This window comes from Actinoplanes sp. NBRC 103695 (assembly GCF_030269485.1).
Lineage (GTDB): Bacteria > Actinomycetota > Actinomycetes > Mycobacteriales > Micromonosporaceae > Actinoplanes.
This window is the reverse complement of sequence record NZ_BSTL01000009.1, coordinates 286,363-303,503: the sequence shown is the minus strand read 5'-3', so window position 1 is coordinate 303,503 and position 17,141 is coordinate 286,363. Positions and strand designations below refer to the sequence as shown.

Annotated in this window: 12 protein-coding genes; 3 read left to right on the top strand and 9 right to left on the bottom strand. The window is 70.6% G+C overall.

From position 1 onward, the window contains the following. Positions 1 to 84 precede the first annotated feature (84 nt). Positions 85 to 1,842, top strand: a complete 1,758-nt coding sequence (locus tag QSK31_RS18450) for an enoyl-CoA hydratase-related protein (RefSeq protein ID WP_285685354.1) — start codon at positions 85 to 87, stop codon at positions 1,840 to 1,842. A 43-nt stretch (positions 1,843 to 1,885) separates the two neighbouring features. On the opposite strand, the gene QSK31_RS18445 is transcribed toward QSK31_RS18450, so the two are convergent. Together QSK31_RS18445 and QSK31_RS18440 are read right to left on the bottom strand one after the other, a co-directional pair. Beyond that, positions 1,886 to 3,406 (bottom strand): lysyl oxidase family protein, encoded by a 1,521-nt coding sequence (locus QSK31_RS18445; RefSeq protein WP_285685353.1) that lies wholly within the window; start codon positions 3,404 to 3,406, stop codon positions 1,886 to 1,888. A gap of 66 nt (positions 3,407 to 3,472) precedes the next feature. Continuing rightward, positions 3,473 to 5,101 (bottom strand): lysyl oxidase family protein, encoded by a 1,629-nt coding sequence (locus QSK31_RS18440; RefSeq protein WP_285685352.1) that lies wholly within the window; start codon positions 5,099 to 5,101, stop codon positions 3,473 to 3,475. Between the two features lie 173 nt (positions 5,102 to 5,274). Between QSK31_RS18440 and ppc the strand changes: the two genes are divergently transcribed. Then, on the top strand, positions 5,275 to 8,070 hold the full coding sequence (gene ppc / locus QSK31_RS18435; protein WP_285685351.1) for a phosphoenolpyruvate carboxylase: 2,796 nt from the start codon (positions 5,275 to 5,277) through the stop codon (positions 8,068 to 8,070). A gap of 46 nt (positions 8,071 to 8,116) precedes the next feature. On the opposite strand, the gene QSK31_RS18430 is transcribed toward ppc, so the two are convergent. The 3 genes from QSK31_RS18430 to QSK31_RS18420 form a co-directional block, all read right to left on the bottom strand. Next, positions 8,117 to 8,434, bottom strand: coding sequence for a PspC domain-containing protein (locus tag QSK31_RS18430; RefSeq protein ID WP_285685350.1), 318 nt, complete (start codon positions 8,432 to 8,434; stop codon positions 8,117 to 8,119). A 71-nt stretch (positions 8,435 to 8,505) separates the two neighbouring features. Then, positions 8,506 to 11,112: a GGDEF domain-containing phosphodiesterase gene (locus QSK31_RS18425; protein WP_285685349.1), complete on the bottom strand. Its 2,607-nt coding sequence runs from the start codon at positions 11,110 to 11,112 to the stop codon at positions 8,506 to 8,508. A 66-nt stretch (positions 11,113 to 11,178) separates the two neighbouring features. Beyond that, the gene (locus tag QSK31_RS18420) at positions 11,179 to 12,546 is read right to left on the bottom strand and encodes an APC family permease (protein ID WP_285685347.1); all 1,368 of its coding nucleotides are present in this window, start codon (positions 12,544 to 12,546) and stop codon (positions 11,179 to 11,181) included. 81 nt (positions 12,547 to 12,627) lie between these two features. Between QSK31_RS18420 and QSK31_RS18415 the strand changes: the two genes are divergently transcribed. After that, positions 12,628 to 13,041 carry a universal stress protein gene (locus QSK31_RS18415; protein WP_285685346.1) on the top strand — a complete coding sequence of 138 codons (414 nt, stop codon included), beginning with the start codon at positions 12,628 to 12,630 and terminating at the stop codon, positions 13,039 to 13,041. A 335-nt stretch (positions 13,042 to 13,376) separates the two neighbouring features. On the opposite strand, the gene QSK31_RS18410 is transcribed toward QSK31_RS18415, so the two are convergent. From QSK31_RS18410 to QSK31_RS18395, 4 genes are read right to left on the bottom strand one after another with little or no spacing between them, the layout of a single operon-like run. Beyond that, the gene (locus tag QSK31_RS18410; RefSeq protein ID WP_285685345.1) at positions 13,377 to 14,087 is read right to left on the bottom strand and encodes an ABC transporter permease subunit; all 711 of its coding nucleotides are present in this window, start codon (positions 14,085 to 14,087) and stop codon (positions 13,377 to 13,379) included. After that, positions 14,087 to 14,998, bottom strand: coding sequence for an ABC transporter ATP-binding protein (locus tag QSK31_RS18405; protein WP_285685344.1), 912 nt, complete (start codon positions 14,996 to 14,998; stop codon positions 14,087 to 14,089). Before QSK31_RS18405 ends, QSK31_RS18410 begins: the two co-directional genes overlap by 1 nt. Next, the gene (locus QSK31_RS18400; protein WP_285685343.1) at positions 14,995 to 15,858 is read right to left on the bottom strand and encodes an ABC transporter permease; all 864 of its coding nucleotides are present in this window, start codon (positions 15,856 to 15,858) and stop codon (positions 14,995 to 14,997) included. Before QSK31_RS18400 ends, QSK31_RS18405 begins: the two co-directional genes overlap by 4 nt. Then, complete coding sequence (locus QSK31_RS18395; RefSeq protein ID WP_285685342.1) at positions 15,851 to 16,765, bottom strand: ABC transporter ATP-binding protein; 915 nt, start codon at positions 16,763 to 16,765, stop codon at positions 15,851 to 15,853. The genes QSK31_RS18400 and QSK31_RS18395 overlap by 8 nt, the downstream gene beginning before the upstream one ends. Positions 16,766 to 17,141 lie beyond the last annotated feature (376 nt).

Genomic DNA, 17,141 nt, shown 5'->3' with positions numbered 1-17,141 from the left:
ATCGGACACCATGTCCGACATGGGCGACTGTGCGCCAACAAGACTTCCCGATCACTGTTGCCAACTTCCCGGGGAGGGGCAGACGTGCGGGTTCTGCTGCTTGTTTCCGCATTCAACGGCCTCAGTCAACGTGTCTGGTGCGCGTTGCGGGAGGCCGGTCACGACGTCGGTGTCCTGCTCGCCACCGGTCCGCAAGACATGATCAAGGGGGTACGCGCGGCAAGTCCCGACCTCGTCCTCTGCCCGTTCCTCAAGGAACGCGTCCCGGCCGAGGTGTGGCGCGCCTGGCGCACCGTGATCATCCATCCGGGCCCGGTCGGCGATCGCGGTCCGTCCTCGCTGGACTGGGCGATCTCCGAGGGCGCACGCCGCTGGGGCGTGACCGCGCTGCAGGCGGTCGAGGAGATGGACGCCGGTCCGATCTGGGCCACCCGCACCTTCCCCCTCCCCATGGCCGCGCCACGCAAGTCGTCGCTCTACAACGGCCCGATCGCCGACGCCGCCCTGGACCTGGTCGCCGAGGTCCTCGAGAAGGCCGCCGACCCGGGCTTCCGGCCGGTGCCCACCGACGACATGCCGACGGAGGTGCCCGGCACCAGGCCGCGCCCATCGATGCGCCCGGCGGACCGCGCCTTCGCCTGGGAGGACTCGACGGACCACATTGTGCGACGCATCCGGGCGGCCGACGGCACACCGGGTGTGCGTACCTCGTTGGCGGGCCTCGATGTGTTCGCCTTCGACGTCCACCGGGGCCCGGCCCGGGGCGGCACACCCGGCGCGCTGCTGCGGCGCCGGCAGGGCGCGGTGCTGGTCGGCACCGGCGACGGCAGCGTCTGGCTGGGCCACCTGCGCGCCCCGGACGGCATCAAGCTCCCCGCGGCCCGGCTGCTCGGCAAGCGTCTGCGGCACGTCCCCGACGCTCCCCTGCCGCCCGGCGTGGAACCGGAGGCGCCGGGCACGTACCGGCAGATCCGGTACCGCCGCGACGGCCCGGTGGGCTGGCTGTCGTTCGACTTCTACAACGGCGCGATGGCGGACTGGCACAGCCGCCGGTTACTGGCCGCGCTGCGCCACGCGTCCGCGCAGAACACCGAGGTGCTGGTGCTCCGCGGCGGCACGGACGCCTTCAGCAACGGCATCCACCTGAACGTGATCGAGGCCGCCGCCGATCCGGCCGCCGCCGCGTGGTCCGCGATCCGCGCGATCAACGAGGTGTGCCGCGAGATCATCACGTGCACCCGGCAGGTGGTGGTGGCCGGCTATGCGGGCAACGCGGGCGCCGGCGGCGTGATGCTCGGCCTCGGTGCCGACGTGGTCGCGGCCCGCTCCGGGATCGTGCTCAACCCCTACTACGACATCGGCCTGTACGGCTCGGAGCTGCACACCTACACCCTGCCCCGGCGGGTGGGAGCCGAGACGGCCCAGCGGCTGATCGACGAGAAACTGCCGGTCGACGCGGTGCGGGCGGCATCACTGGGCCTGGTCGACGAGGTGGGCCCGCGCCATCCCGAGGCGTACACGAATTGGCTGGCCGCCCTGGCCGAAGACCTGGCCGACCCCCGGGCCGCCAAGGCCCGCCGCGCTGCGAAGGCCCGCCGCCTGGCGGGCGAGCGGGTGCCACTGGACGTGTACGAGGCGCGCGAGCTCGCCGAGATGAGCCGCGACATGTGGGCCGACCGGTCGGGTTTCGCGGCTGCCCGCCGAGCATTCGTGACCAGGCAACGCCCGTCCACGACGCCATCGCGGTTGTTGCTGGCCACGCCGGAGTCCAAGCCGGTCACCCGCCCCCGCACCGGCGGAAGCAAGCCGTCGGTGCGCCCCGCGGTTCCCGTTTCCGCCTGACGGTCGTCGCGGGCCCGGAGAGTGCCACCGGGCCCGCAACGCGCTAGTCCAGACCGTGCACCGACGGCACGCGCAGGGTGCGCTCGCCGCCCGGGGTGCCGCCCAGGATGATTTTGCGGAAGGACGAGTTGTTGGCCGTGCGGAGCTCGGCCAGCTTGCCCTCCGGGTTGGCCTTGACCTCGATCCAGTACGTGCCGTTGGGCACGTCGGTCACGTCGAAGGACTGGCCGGGCAGGTATTGCAGGTAGGTGTCGCCGCTGCCGATGTCCAGGCGCTCGCGTACGGCCACCGCGGTGTTCTGGCCGCACGACATGGACAGGTCGTTGTTCGGCGGCTTCCACGCCGCGTTCGGCAGCAGGTAGTCGACCGGGTCGGTGTTGGCCAGGCAGAACGCCTCCTTGCCGGACCGGACGGCCAGGGTCTTGTCGGCGCTGAGCAGGTTGTACTGGGCGAAGTCGGTGAAGTGCCAGTGCAGGTGGCCCTCGCGCGGATCCCACTCCATCGTCCCGGCGGGACGGACGCCGACCTCGTTGCCGGCTGCGTCGTAGAAGTACTGGTACGCGTCCATCAGGTCGGTTCCGGTACGACGGAAGCCGTCCACCAGCAGCGGTGACGTGCCGGCGTTCCAGACCGTGGCGGCGAACGTGACGCTGGTCCGGCCGTCGTAGTCGTCCAGCAGGATGTCCCAGGCCGGCAGGGAGCGCAGGTCGGGGCGCGGGCCGGCGGGCACTTCGGCCAGCGGTGCCGGGATCTTCGCGGGCGGCCGCAGGAACGGGTGGTAAGCCGACAGCTGCTTGGTGGCGTCACCCTCGTGGTCGTGCCCGCCAGCCTTGGACCCCGCCTCGGACCCCGCCTTGGCCGCCGGCTTGCGGCGCAGGCCGACGTCGCCGGGTACCACGGTCAGGTTCAGGTTCACCGTGGCGTCCGCGGCCGGCACGCCCAGCCAGGTGCGGTACTTCTCGGCCAGCCGGACCGTCACCCGGTACGAGCCGAGCGGCAGGTCGAAGAACGTCCCGTCGGCCTGGACGAAGGGGAAGCTCTCGATCGGCGAGTTGTGGCCGGCCTGCACGCCCCAGACCGCGCCGAGGGCGAACGGGTTCTCCGCCCAGCCGCAGTTGAGCGGGTACGGGCTGGTCGGCGGCGCGTCCGGCCGGATGCGCACCGTCAACGGCGAGTTCGGGCACCACTTGCTGGTGTACTGCTTGACCACGGCGCCCGACGGCTCGGCGATGGTGATGTCGACGAAGTCCTTGAAGCCGTTGAACGAGGTGAAGAGGCCGTCCGGCAACGGCGTCCGGGTCGCGCCGGTCACCTGGTACGCCTCGATCGGCTCGGCGTAGGTGTCGCGATGGGCGCGGATCTCGAACGGCTGCCGCCCGGCGATCAGGTTGATCCCGAAGTCCATCTGGAGGTCGGCGAACCCGTCACCCCAGTCGTAGCGTTTGGCGGTGACGTCATGGGTGGCGATGGAGAAGGCCAGAGCGGGTGGATCATCGGCCGGGGCCTGGGCGCCTCCGGTGATGGTCAGCAGAGTGACGGCGAAGAGTTTCGTGACAAATGACATGGACACCCCCCGATTAATCGGAGGGTGACCATATCAATACGTTTCGTTGATCACTGTCCTGTTCGGTCAGCCCTCGATGCCGTGCACGGCGGGAACCTTCAGGGTGCGCTTCTCCGGCGTGCCACCGAGGATGATCTTGCGGAGCGACGAGTTGTTGGTCGTCTTCAGCTCCGCCAGCTTGTTCTCCGGGTTGGCCAGCGTCTGGATGAAGTACGTGCCGTTCGGCAGGTCGGTGATCTCGAACGACTGACCCGGGCGGGCCTGGCTGTACGTGTCACCGCTGCCGACGTCGAGCACCTCGCGTACCGCCACCGCGGTGTTCTGGCCACAGGAGGTGGACAGGTCGGTGTTGCTCGGGCGCCACTTGGCGTTCGGGATGGTGTAGTCCACCGCGTCCGTGTTGGCCAGGCAGAACGCCTCCTTGCCGGACCGGACCGCGAGGCTCTGGTCGGCGCTCAGCAGGTTGTACTGCGCGAAGTCGGTGAAGTGCCAGTGCAGGTGACCCTCGCGCGCGTCCCACTCCATCGTCCCGGCCTCGACCGAGCCGACCTCCTTGCCGTTGGAGTCGTAGAAGTACTGGTACGCGTCCATCAGGTCGGTGCCGGTGCGGCGGAAGCCGTCGACCACCAGCGGCGACGTGCCGGCGTTCCACACGGTAGCGCCGAAGTTCACGTAGGTCTTGCCGTCCTCCTGGGAGAGCTCGATGCCCCAGGCGGGCAGCGACCGCAGGTCCGGCTTCGGGCCGGCCTTCGGCGTGGCGGCCAGCGTGGCCGGCACCTTGGCGGGCGGGCGGAACTCCGGGTCGTACGCGGAGACCTGCACCGACGCGTCGCCCTGACCGGCGTGCTCGCCGTGCTCGCCGCGGGTCGCGAGCTTGCCGGGCGCCAGCTCGTCACCGACGGCGGCGGCCCTCGTCGCGGCCTTGGCCTTGGCCAGGCCCTCCGGCGTGCCCTCACCGCGCTCGTCGTAGTCGACGACGGTCACGTTCAGGGCGACCGTCGCCTTGTCGGCGGGAACCTGGAGCCACGACCGGTACTTCTCGTTCAGCTTGACCGTCACCTGGTACTTGCCGCCGGGCAGATCGAAGTCCTCGTTCGGCTCGCCCTGGCTGTAGTCGACCCGCGGGGTGCTCTCGATCTGCGCGTTGTAACCGGCCTGCACGCCCCACACCGAGCCGAGCAGGAAGGGGTTGCCACCCGAGCAGGACTGCGGGTACGGCGTCGACGACGGCGCGTCCGGCCGGGTACGCAGCGACTCGTACGTGTTCGGGCACCAGTCGGTCTGGTAGTCCTTGACCGTCTCGCCGGCCTCGTTCTTGATCGTGATCGCGGTGAAGTCCTCGAACCCGTCGAACGTGGTGAACAGGCCCGCCGGAATGGTCACGGCCGACTTCTTGCCCTTGGCGTCCGTGACCATCTGCTGGGCCACGATCGGTTCGGCGTAGTTCTTCCGCTTCGCCTGGATCTCGAAGGGCTGCTTCCCGGCGATCAGGTTCACGCCGAGATCGAAGTTCATGTACGAGTAGTCCTCCCCGACGTAACGCTCGACGGTCACGTCGTGGGTGGCGGCCTGGAACGCCAGGGCGGGCGGTTCCTCGGCCGCGCTGGCGTAGCCGTACCCGGCACCGGCCAGTGCCACGGCGGTGACGACCGCCCCGGCGGTCAGCACCCGCGTGCGGTTCTTTCGAGTGGACATGTGTCCCCTTCGATTTGTTGGTGGAGCGAGAAGGAAATCCGATGGGATGTGAGGTGGCGGTGAGGTCATATGAGACTTGCCTCAAAGCACCCAGCCCGGGACCGGTGCCGATACGATCGCGGGAGTCGGGACAGCGCTGTCCGCCGTACGCCTGTCTTTGAAGGAGCGCTGAGGTGACCGACCAGCAGGGTCAGATCGACCCCGAAGGCCCCGACGCGGCATTGCGCGCGGATATCCGCCGCATCGGAAAGCTGCTCGGACAGACCCTGGCCCGGCAGGAGGGCCCGCCCCTTCTCGACCTCGTCGAGGAGATCCGCGCCCTGGTCCGGCAGGACGCGCCCGCGGCCGCCGAGCGGCTGGCCGCGATGGACGTGACCACCGGCACCAAGCTGGCCCGGGCCTTCTCCACCTACTTCCACCTGGCGAACATCACCGAGCAGGTGCACCGCGCCCGCGACCTGCGGCGGCGCCGGGCCCGCGACGGCGGCTGGCTGGACCAGGCCGCCAAGCGGATCGCCGAGCGCGGCGTCCCGGCCGACGAGATCGCCTCCGCGGCCCGCCGGCTCGCCGTCCGCCCGGTCTTCACCGCGCACCCGACCGAGGCGGCCCGCCGCTCGATCCTGTCCAAGCTGCGCGGGCTCGCCGACACGCTGGACGCCGAGGCGGCCGCCGCGGTGCTCTACGGCGCCACCGACACCACCGCCTCGACCCGGCGCTTCGCCGAGCTGATCGACCTGCTCTGGCAGACCGACGAGCTGCGGCTGGACCGTCCGGACCCGACCGACGAGGCCCGCAACGCCGTCTACTACCTCAAGGACCTGTACGCCGACGCGGCGCCGCAGGTGCTCGACGACCTCGCCGAGACCCTTCGCCAGCTGGGCGTGGAGACAGCGCCGTCGGCCCGGCCGCTGACCTTCGGCACGTGGATCGGCGGCGACCGCGACGGCAACCCGTTCGTCACCCCGGCGGTCACCCGGGACGTGCTGATGATCCAGCACGAGCACGGCATCCAGGCCACCGAGCGGGCGATGGACGCGCTGATCGACGAGCTCTCGGTGTCCCGCCGCCTGCGGGGCGTCTCCCTCGACCTGTCCGCCAGCCTGGCCAAGGACCTGGACCTGCTGCCCGAGGTCGCGGACCGCTTCCGGCGCACCAACGCCGAGGAGCCGTACCGGCTGAAGGTCCGCGCGGTCAAGGCGAAGCTGGCCAACACCCGCGCCCGGCTGCGCAACGGCACCCGGCACGTGCCCGGCCGCGACTACCTCGGCACCGACGAGTTGATCAGCGACCTCGAGTTGATGCGCGCCTCGCTGGCTCGCAACTCCGGCCAGCTCACCGCCGTCGGGGTGGTCGCCTCGGCCATCCGCACGGTGTCCGCGTTCGGGCTTCAGCTCGCCACGCTCGACGTGCGCGAGCACGCCGAGAAACACCACGAGGTGCTGGCCCAGATGTACGCGCAGGTCGGCGAGGTGGACGACTACACCACCCTGGACCGCGCCGAGCGCACCAAGCTGCTTGCCACCGAGCTGACCGGGCGGCGGCCGCTGTCGTCGGCGGACACCCCGCTCACCGACTCGGCGCGCAAGACGTTCGACGTGTTCCACACGATCCGCGACTCGCAGGACCGGTTCGGCGCCGACGTCGTCGAGTCGTACATCATCTCGATGACCTTGGGTGTCGACGACGTGCTGGCGGCAACCGTGCTGGCCCGTGAGGCCGGCCTGATCGACGTGCACTCCGGCCGGGCCCGGGTCGGCATCGTGCCGCTGCTGGAGACGCCCGCCGAACTGGACGCGGGCGGCGACCTGCTGGACGAGATGCTGTCCATGCCGGCCTACCGGGAGATCGTCAAGGCGCGCGGCGACCTGCAGGAGGTGATGCTCGGCTACTCGGACTCGAACAAGGAGGCCGGCATCACCACCAGCCAGTGGTCGATCCACAAGGCGCAGCGGGCGCTGCGTGACGTGGCCGCCCGGCACGGTGTGCGGCTGCGGCTCTTCCACGGCCGCGGCGGCACGGTCGGGCGCGGCGGCGGGCCCACCCACGAGGCGATCCTGGCCCAGCCGTACGGCACCCTGGACGGCGCCATCAAGGTGACCGAGCAGGGCGAGGTCATCTCCGACAAGTACACGATCCCGGCGCTGGCCAGGGAAAACCTGGAGCTCACGGTCGCCGCGGTCCTCCAGGCGACGCTGCTGCACACCACGCCCGCGGTCGACCTGGAGCGACTCGCCCACTGGGACTCCGCCATGGACACCGCTTCCGGCGCGGCGTTCGCCGCGTACCGTCGTCTGGTCGAGGACCCGGACCTGCCCGCGTACTTCTGGGCGGCGACACCCACCGAGCTGCTCGGCGCGCTGAACATCGGCTCGCGGCCGGCGAAGCGGCCGAACACCGACGCCGGGCTCGGCGGCCTGCGCGCCATCCCGTGGGTCTTCGGCTGGACCCAGACCCGGCAGATCGTGCCCGGCTGGTTCGGCGTCGGCACCGGGCTGAAGGCGGTCCGCGAGGCCGGTCTGACCGACACCGTCACGGAGATGAAGGAGAACTGGCAGTTCTTCCAGACCTTCATCAGCAACGTCGAGATGATGCTGGCCAAGACCGACCTGAGCATCGCCCGCCGGTACGTGGAGACCCTGGTGCCCGAGGCCCTGCACCCGATCTTCCAGCGGATCCAGGAGGAGTACGACCTGACCGTCCGCGAGGTCCTGGCCATCACCGGCGGCGACGGCCCGCTCTCCGGCCAGCCCGAGCTGCACCGCACCCTGGGCGTCCGGGACACCTACCTGGAGCCCCTGCACCACCTCCAGGTGGCGCTGCTACGGCAGTACCGCGAGGTCGGCGACAGCCACCGTCAGCTGGCCACCGCCCCCGGCGGCCGGCGCGCCCCCTCCGAGGCGACGGCCTTGGAGCGGGCACTGCTGACCACGGTCAACGGCATCGCCGCCGGCATGCGCAACACCGGCTGAGACTGCGACGCGGGGGGTGGCTGCCGAGGCAGCCACCCCCGCGCTGTCAGGCTGCGGCCGGAGCGGCCTCGGGAGCGGGCGCCGTCTCCTTCTCGTCGGTGGGCATCATCGCCCACAGCACCGGGTACACGGCGAGGATCTGGGTGCCCGGGATGACCAGCAGCGTCGCGGCGATCGCGGCGCGCGAGGTCCACGGGTCGAGGCCGAAGCGGCGGCCGATGCCGGAGAACACCCCGCCGACGAGACGGTCGTCGTTCGGACGGGACAGCCCGTTGCGGGCCATCGTGCCGTGGACGGCGTCGACGCCGCGGGCCACTGTCTCGCGGATGGCGGTCATGTCGATCGTTCGCGCGTTCTCGCTCATGACTCCATGCTGTGGCACCGGGCACCCGAGCGGCATCAGGGATCAACCCTGGCTCGCCCCGGAGCTCCTTTTCAGCTCCGGTGGGAGCGGTCGCGGTGCTGTTCCAGCAGCGCCTCGAAGTGTTCCGCCGGCAGCGGGCGGCCGAGCAGATCGCCCTGGGCGAAGCGGCACCCGGCGGCCTCGACGGTCTCCAGGTCGTCGTCGGTCATCAGGCCCTGCGCGACGATCTCCATGCCGAGGCGGCGGCCCAGCGTCACCGTCACGTCCATGATCGCGCCGAGCCGGCGGGGCGCGCCGGCCGGCTGGCCGAACACCTCGCGGTCGATGCGCAGCAGGTCGACCGGGAGGATACGCAGCCGGCTCAGCGAGGTCGGACCGGCGCCGAAGTTGCCGACCGCGGTCCGCATGCCCTGCGCGCGCAGCCTGCCCAGGTGCCCGGCCAGGTCGTGGTCCGGGTCGTCCTGCAGGTCGTGTTCGGCGACCTCGATCACCAGGGCCGCCTCGGGGACCAGGTTGGTGGCCATCGCGGTCTCCAGGGCGGCCTGGAAGACCGGGTCCGGCAGCTCGCGCGGGCGGACGTTGACCGACAGCCAGAGGTCCTCGTGCTGGTGGCGCCAGCCGGACAGCTGACGGCACGCCCGGTGCAGCATCCAATGCCGCACGTCGCCGAGGAATCCGAGGTCCTCGGCCAGGGCGAGCAGCTCGACGGCCGGAACCCGGCCGTGCGTGGGATGCCGCCAGCAGAGCACCGCCTCCACACCCACCGGCCGCCGGCCGGGTAGCTCGACGACCGGCTGGTAGTGCAACTCCAGCTCGTTGCGGCCGATCGCGCCGGGCAGGTCCTGCTCCAACGTGGACCGGCGGAGCAGCCGCTCCTCCATCTCCTCGTCGTACCACTCGACGGCACCGGGCGGGCCGGTGCGGATCGCGCGCAGGGCCAGCGCCGCCCGCCGGATGACCTCCTCGACGCCGGCGTCGGGCGTCAGGTCGGCCATGCCGCCCCAGACCGAGAGGTGCGCGTCGGTGCCGGCCGCCGAGTACGGCGTGGTCAGCACCGTCACCAGCTGGCTGGCCAGCACGTGGGCGTGCACCGCGCCGCCGTGGGTGAGCACCGCGAACCGTGCCTCGCCGATCCGCGCGGGTACGTCCGCGCCCTCCACCCGGGTCCGCAGCCGGCGGGCCACCTCGGCCACCACCAGCTCGACCACGTCGGTGCCGTGCACGTCGGCGACCGCGGTCAGCCCGCCCAGCTCCAGCACGATCAGCGCGCCCGCGCCCGGCATCGGGTCGCCGGCCCGGATCAGGCCCTGCCGGTTGGCCAGGCCGGTCTGCGGGTCCAGATGCGCCGACTGCCGCAGCGCCTGTTCCAGTTCGAGCTGCTCGGTGACGTCCCGGACGTGGACCACCAGCGTGCGGCCGGGTTCGGCCGGGTCGGCGCCGCCGGCCGTCCACTCGGTCTCCCGCCAGCTGCCGAAGCCGTCCCGGAACCGCACCGGCAGCGGCCGCCCGGCGGTGTGTTCCTGCGCGTCGCTCATCCGCTCGGACAGGTACTCGTGGACGGCCTCGGCCTGGTCCGGGTCGACCAGGGCGGTGACCGGCCGGCCGAGAACGTCCTGATCGGACAGCCCGAAGTGGCGGGCCGCGGCCGGCGACTGCCAGCGGACGGCGTGCGCGGTGTCCAGCACCATTGCCACGTCGGACGAGCCGAACATCAGGCTGCGCAGCCGGTTGCCCTGGTCGGCGAGGTGGTCGGCCTGGCGGCGCAGCACGATCGCCGACACGAACTCGCGGGCGGCCACCGCGATCAGCGCGGTGGTCGCCAGGATGATCGAGCTCGCGTCCAGGTCGCCGCCGGTCATCAGGTGGTAGGCCACGACCAGCCCGCAGCCGAGCACCGGCAGCGCGAAGAGCGGGAAGCCGGCGGCCGGTTCGCTGCCGACCGGCGGGAGCGGGCCGGCGTCCGGGTTGACGCGGACCGAACCCCACCAGAGCACGGCGGCGGACGCGTTCAGCGCGGCGGACGCGGCGACGGTGGCGATGGCCGCGTTCGACTCCAGCGGATGGTCCATCGCGATGGTCAGCGCGGTCAACCCGAGCAGCGACAGCGCGGCGCCGGGGCCGCACCACTGCAGGGCGGCCCGGTGCCGGATCGCGTGCACCCCGGACACCACGGCGACCGCGATCGCCGCGCCGCCGAACAGGACCGCCGTGACCGAGGCGCCGCGCCGCTCCCCCGCGCTGAACAGCACCAGCCACGGCGGGAACATCAGGCAGGCGGCCACCCCGACGGTGTCCAGGCCGACCCGCAGCCGGGCCAGCGGCTCGCGGCGTTGCTGCGGGCGAAGCAGGACGGGCAGGTAGAGCGCCGCGGCCAGGAAGACGCAGACCAGCGAGATCTCGGCGGGCAGCGGAACGCCGTCCACCTTCAGGTCGGGCGCGGCCACCACGCTGATCCCGCTGGCCACCCCGGCCAGGCCGGTCAGCAGAGCGCCGGCGCCGAGACCGATCGCCCGGAGCCGGGCGCCGGTCGGCAGGCCGCGTGCCGCCGACCGCAGCATCGCCACCCCGAATCCGGCCGAGCCCACGGTGAGCACGCCGGCGGCGGCCGGCAGGGGTAGCAGAACCAGGGTCGTCACCGCGAACGCGGAGCCCAGCAGGGCCAGGAGGACAAGCCGCATCGACCGGACCGAATTCACATCAGCACCGTACTCGTCCACAATCGATCACCGGATGGAACCCCCGGATCACTGTGCGCGACTGAATTGCCGGCGGGACGCCCAGGTGATCAGCCACAGGATCACGCCGATCACGAGCAGGATGCCCGCCACCCGGTAGTCGGCCGCCGCCCGGCCGGAGAGCGGGCTGGCGAGGTACGCACAGGCGATCGCTCCGATCACCGGGATCGCGGTGGGCGCCCTGAAGTGTTTGTGCTCGACCGGGTTCCGGCGCAGCACCAGCACCGCGATGTTCACCACGGTGAAGACGCAGAGCAGCAGCAGCGAGGTGGTGCCACCCAGGGCGGTCAGGTCGGCGAACCAGATCAGGCCGAACGCGATCACCGTGGTGAAGACGATCCCGATCCAGGGCGTACGCCGGGAGGGGTGGACCTTGCCGAGGATCTTGGGGAGCACGCCCTCGTTGGACATGCCGTAGAGCAGCCGGGACGCCATCAGCATGTTGATCAGCGCGGAGTTGGCCACGGCGAACATGGTGATGAACGCGAAGATCCACAGCGGGAAGCCGGACGCGCCGGCCTGGACCACCTTGAGCAGCGGCGCATCGCCCTCGCCCAGGTCCTCCGGCGAGACCAGGGCCACCGAGGAGATGGAGACCAGCACGTAGATCACGCCGGTGATGCACAGGCCGGTCAGCATCACCTTGGGGAAGATGCGTACCGGATCCTTGGTCTCCTCGGCCATGTTGACCGAGTCCTCGAAGCCGACCATCGCGAAGAACGCCAGCGCGGTCGCCGCGGTCACCGAGAAGAAGGCCGACTCCCCGTCCGCCGTGTGGAAGTCGGTGAGCCGGGACAGGTCCCCGTTGCCGCCGCCCAGCGCCCACGCGCCGATGCAGATGATGATCAACAGACCGGTCAGTTCAACACAGGTCAGGAGTACGTTGAGCTTCACGCTCTCGCCGACGCCACGGAAGTTGATCAGCGCGATGAGCGTCATGAAGGCCAGCGCCACCGCGATCAGCCCGGTGCCCTCGCCCAGCGTCAGGTCGAACGCGTCGGCGAAGTTCGCGGCGAACGCCTTCGACGCCGACGACGCCGAGGTCAGCCCCGAGCACATCACCGCGAAGGTGACCAGGAACGTGAGAAAGTGGATGCCGAACGCCTTGTGCGTGTACAGCGCCGCCCCGGCGGCCCGCGGGTACTTCGTCACCAGCTCCAGATAGCTGAACGCGGTGAGCAGCGCGACCACGAAGGCGATCAGGAACGGCAACCAGACCGCGCCGCCGACCTCTTTCGCCACCCGGCCGGTGAGCGCATAGACGCCCGTGCCGAGGATGTCGCCGACCACGAAGAGAAGTAGCAGGCCAGGGCCCATGACGCGCTTGAGCGTGGGCTCGCCTGTGGTGGTTTCCTGGTCTGCCGCAGCGTCCGCCATATACGGAGGGTGGTACAAACCTGCCGGTATGTCGAGCCTTGCTATCGACGGATCGCAGTCGAACCGGTAGAAATCTGTGACATGCGCATCATCGTGGCTGCGAAACCGGACGCCGATCAACCATGGGTCGCCGAGTCGGTGATCAGCCTCGCGAAGCAGACCGCCGCCGAGGTCACCGTGGTCTCGGTAGACGCCGTCGAACTGGAACGCCTGGCCGCGGTCCCCCGCAGCGTCTTCACCCAGGCCGCGGAACACGCGGCAGCGACCATGGCCCGCCGTATCGGCGAGGCCGGCATCACGGTCAGCCACACGGTCGTCTCCGGCCGCCCGGTAGACGGCATCCTGGACGTGGCAGACCGCCAAAGCGCCGACCTGATAGTCGTAGGCGCAACCACCAAACCAGCAGTAGCCGAGCGCCTCCTAGGCAGCGTCCCGTTGGACCTGGTAAAGCGCTCAACCCGCCCAGTAGTGGTCATAACCAACCCCCACAGCTAGCCCAGACCTGCTCCAGACCTGGCCCAGCGCTAGTCCAGACCTGGCCCAGCGCTAGTCCAGAGCTAGCCCAGCGCTAGTCCAGACCTGGCCCAGCGCTAGTCCAGACCTGGCCCAGCGCTAGTCCAGACCTGGCCCAGCGCTGCTCCAGAGCGGGTCCACCGCTGGGTGAAGCGCAACCACCCGCATTTCGCCCGCTGGCGACTTGGCCGCGAAAAAGTGCCAGGCGAAGCCGAGGTACTTTTTCGCGGCCAAGTCGCCAGCTCCTCGGGGCGAAATGCCCGGAGGAGCGAAGCGACGACCAGCAACTCAGCCGTACGCACCCAGCCCAGCCACCATCAACTGGTCTCCCCAGCCATGCTGAACGAACGCAGCCGATCAACAGCAAAGAGAGTGCAGCCAACAGTCACAATCGCAGCCATGACGATCGTCACCGGCAGACCAACCTGCCCGACGAGCAGATCAGTAGGCGCGATCCGGTCAGCAATGGCGATCACATACTGCTCGATCGACAAAACCCGGGTACCGCTGACAAAACGCCCCAGCAGCCCTTCCCAGACCAGGATGTAAACCAGCCCGAGTAGCACCGGCCGGCGGGTAAGCAGACTCAGGAGCAGAAAGAACGCCGAGTAAGCCACCGCCCCCACCGCCGCCCCAGCCGCCAGGGCCAGCCCCAACTTGGGCGAGTCGGCCAGCCACCCCGCGATGAACAGCGGCACAGCCGCCGTGACCGCCGAGACCCCGACCGCCACGCCCAGCTTCGCCAGGATGATGTCGCGGCGCGGCAGCGGTTTGGTGAGGATGTGAACGATGGTGCCGTCGTCCACCTCAGACCCGAGGACACCGGTCCCGACGATCAGCGCGATCACGGGCAGGACCACTGCCAGGCCCAGCCCGACCAGGACCGTCGGACCCCAGTTCCGCGGGTTGACGTCGTACGCGACACAGAGAGCGGCCAGACCGACCAGCAGAAGTGGCAGTGGCAGCAGGAGCAGAGCCCGGCGCCGGCCGAAAAGGCCGCGCGCGGTGATGTAGGCGACCGTGGACATCATGCCTCCAGCAGGTAGGAGAAGACGCTCTCCAGCGACTCGTCGGAGGGCAGCAGCTTGCGCAGCCGGATCCCCTCACCCAGGGCGATCCGGGGCAGGGCCCGGGTGAAGCTGCCGTAGTCCGACGCGCGGACGGTGAGACCGGCGTTGTCGATTTCCACGCCGCTGACCGACTTCTCGCTGATCAGGGCGACGGCCAGCCGCCGGTCGTCGGACGACTGCAGCGCGAAGACGTGCGGCCGGTTGGTCATCAGGCGGCGGATCTCGCGGAAGTCGCCGGAGGCGGCCAGCCGCCCGGCCACGATCACCTGGACGGCGCCGGAGACCTGCTCGACCTCTTCCAGGATGTGCGAGCTGAAAAGGATCGTGTGGCCGCGTTCGCCGAGTTTGTTCAGCAGATCCATCATGTGCATCCGCTGGCGCGGGTCCATGCCGTTGAACGGCTCGTCCAGCAGCAGCATCTGCGGGTCGTGGACCAGTGCGGCGGCGACCCGGGTGCGCTGCCGCATGCCCTTGGAGTAGGTGCCGATCCGGCGGTCCTGCGCGTCGGTCATCTCGACCAGTTCGAGCGCGCGCTTGGCGGCGGCGTCCGGGTCGGGCAGCTTGTGCATTTTGGCGCTGGCCCGCACGAACTCGTACGCGGTGAGGAAGGTGTGCACCGCCTCCCGCTCGCTGACCAGCCCGAGCTTGGCGTACACGGCCGGGTTGCGCCAGGTCGGCTCGCCGTCGAGCAGCACCCGGCCCTTCGACGGCGACAGGAAGCCGGCCATCATGTGCAGCACCGTGGTCTTGCCGGCGCCGTTCGGGCCGAGCAGGCCGGTGACGCCGGGGCCGAGGGTCATGCTGACGTCGTTGACCGCGACCACGTTCCCGTACCAGCGGGACACGTTCTGCAGATCGACCGTGCTCACAGGGAGGCCACCTTCCGGTATCGGGCCAGCAGCAGCAGGAGGCAGGCGGCGACCAGGGTGACCACCTCGATGGCGTAGACCGGGCCGAACCGGCCGACCGGCAACCCGGTGTTGCCGGCTTTGAAGAGCCAGGTGCCGACGCCGCTGATCAGCATCATCGGGCTGGCCAGGCCGGCCAGTTCCTGGGCGGTGCGCGACGGCAGGCTCATCAGCACGCCGAAGATCGGGGTGGTGACCAGGAAGACCGCCACGATGCCGCCGGCCGCGAACGCCCGCTTGCCGGTCAGCGACGCGATCAGCAGGCTGATCGAGGCGAAGACGACGGCCCAGATCAGGGTGTACCCCCAGGCCGGTAGGAGATCGCCGAGTTCGTCCCACACCCCGGACATGCCGGTCTTGGTGGTGAACGCGGCGCCGAGGAACATCACGAACTGCGGCACACCGAGCAGCAGCCACACCGCCGTGACCAGCGCGACCCACTTGGCGCCGAGGTAGTCGGCGGCCCGCAGCGGCCGGCTGAAGTAGAGCGGCAGCACCCCTGATCTCATGTCCCGCGACACGAGCTCGGGCGCCACCACGGCGACGAACAGGATGACCAGCCAGCTCATCGCGTCCGCGTACTGGACGTAGTTGAGCGGGATGACCCCGGCGTACGCGCGGACCGCGGCGAGGATGACCCCGACCAGGATCGTGATGCCGAAGACCAGCCAGGGGAAGATCTTCGACTTGGCGCTGCGGCCGAACCCGAAGGCGGCGCGCAGGCCGTGCGCGTAGATCGCGCCGAGCACCGCGCGGCGGCCCAGCCGGGGGCCGTCGTACCGCTGGTACCCGATGTCGTGGATGACGCTGGCCTCAGACATCGGCCATCTCCCTCGGGGTGAAGAGCTCGGCGACGCGATGCCGTCGCAGGTCGAGGCGGTGCAGCGGCAGATCCAGGTCGGCCACGGCCTGCAGGATCCGGTCGTACGCGTCGTCCGCGGTCAGCTCGACCAGCAGGAGCCGGCCGTCCCGGCTGACCTTCATGTCCAGCTTGCCGAGCGCGGTGGCGAGTTCGTCGACGCCCTCGGCCACCTCGACGGCGAGCACGTCGGACGCCTCGGTCATCGCCGAGATCCGGGCGGCCCGCAGCAGCCGGCCGCCTTCGATCGCGATGAGCGAGTCGCAGATCCGCTCGACCTCGCCGAGCAGGTGCGAGCAGACCACCACGGAGATGCCGAACTCGGTGCCGATCCGGTGGATCAGCGCGAGCATGGCGTCCCGCCCGGCCGGGTCGAGGCCGTTGGTGGGTTCGTCGAGCAGCAGCAGGTCGGGGTCGTGCACCAGCGCCTGGGCCAGCTTGACCCGCTGTTTCATGCCGGTGGAGTAGCCGCCGATCTGGCGGTACCGCTCCTCGTAGAGGCCGACGTGCCGGAGCGCCTCGGAGGCGCGTTCCCGTGCGGCGGCGCGGGGCAGGCCGCTGATCCGGCCCAGGTGGGTGACGAACTCGGCGGCGGACACATCCGGCGGCAGGCAGTCATGTTCGGGCATGTACCCGACCCTGAGGCGCACCTTGTCCGGCTCGACCGTCGGGTCGATGCCGAACACCCGGACCTGGCCACTCGTCGGCGCCAGCAGTCCCAGCATGATCTTGATGAAGGTGGATTTGCCGGCGCCGTTCGCCCCGACCAGACCGATGACGCCGGGCTCGACGTCGACGGTGAGGTCGGAGAGCGCGGTCACCCGCCCCCCATATGTCTTGGTCAACGCTTCCGTTGCGATGAGGCTCACGGCGACCAGCCTAGAAACCCCGGTCACGCAAGGGATCAGGTGGAACCCCGAGAAGACTCTCAGGTCTCTCAGGTCTCTCTCAGGTTTCGCCGGCCGTGGGGTAGGGCCGGGTGCCGGCTCGCCGTCGCTGCGGCCCCTCTCGCCGGGCGTGGCGCCGGGACGGGTCGCCAGGCGACCGGGGTGCCCACTCACGGTGGTAGCCGCCGCCAACGGTGGTAGCCGCACAGCCGAGTGGTAGCCGCACAGCCGAGTGGTAGCCGCACAGCCGAGTGGTAGCCGCACAGCCGAGTGGTAGCCGCACAGCCGAGTGGTAGCCGCACAGCCGAGTGGTAGCCGCACAGGCGGCATCCCGGGCCCGGACGGCCCGCCACGATCG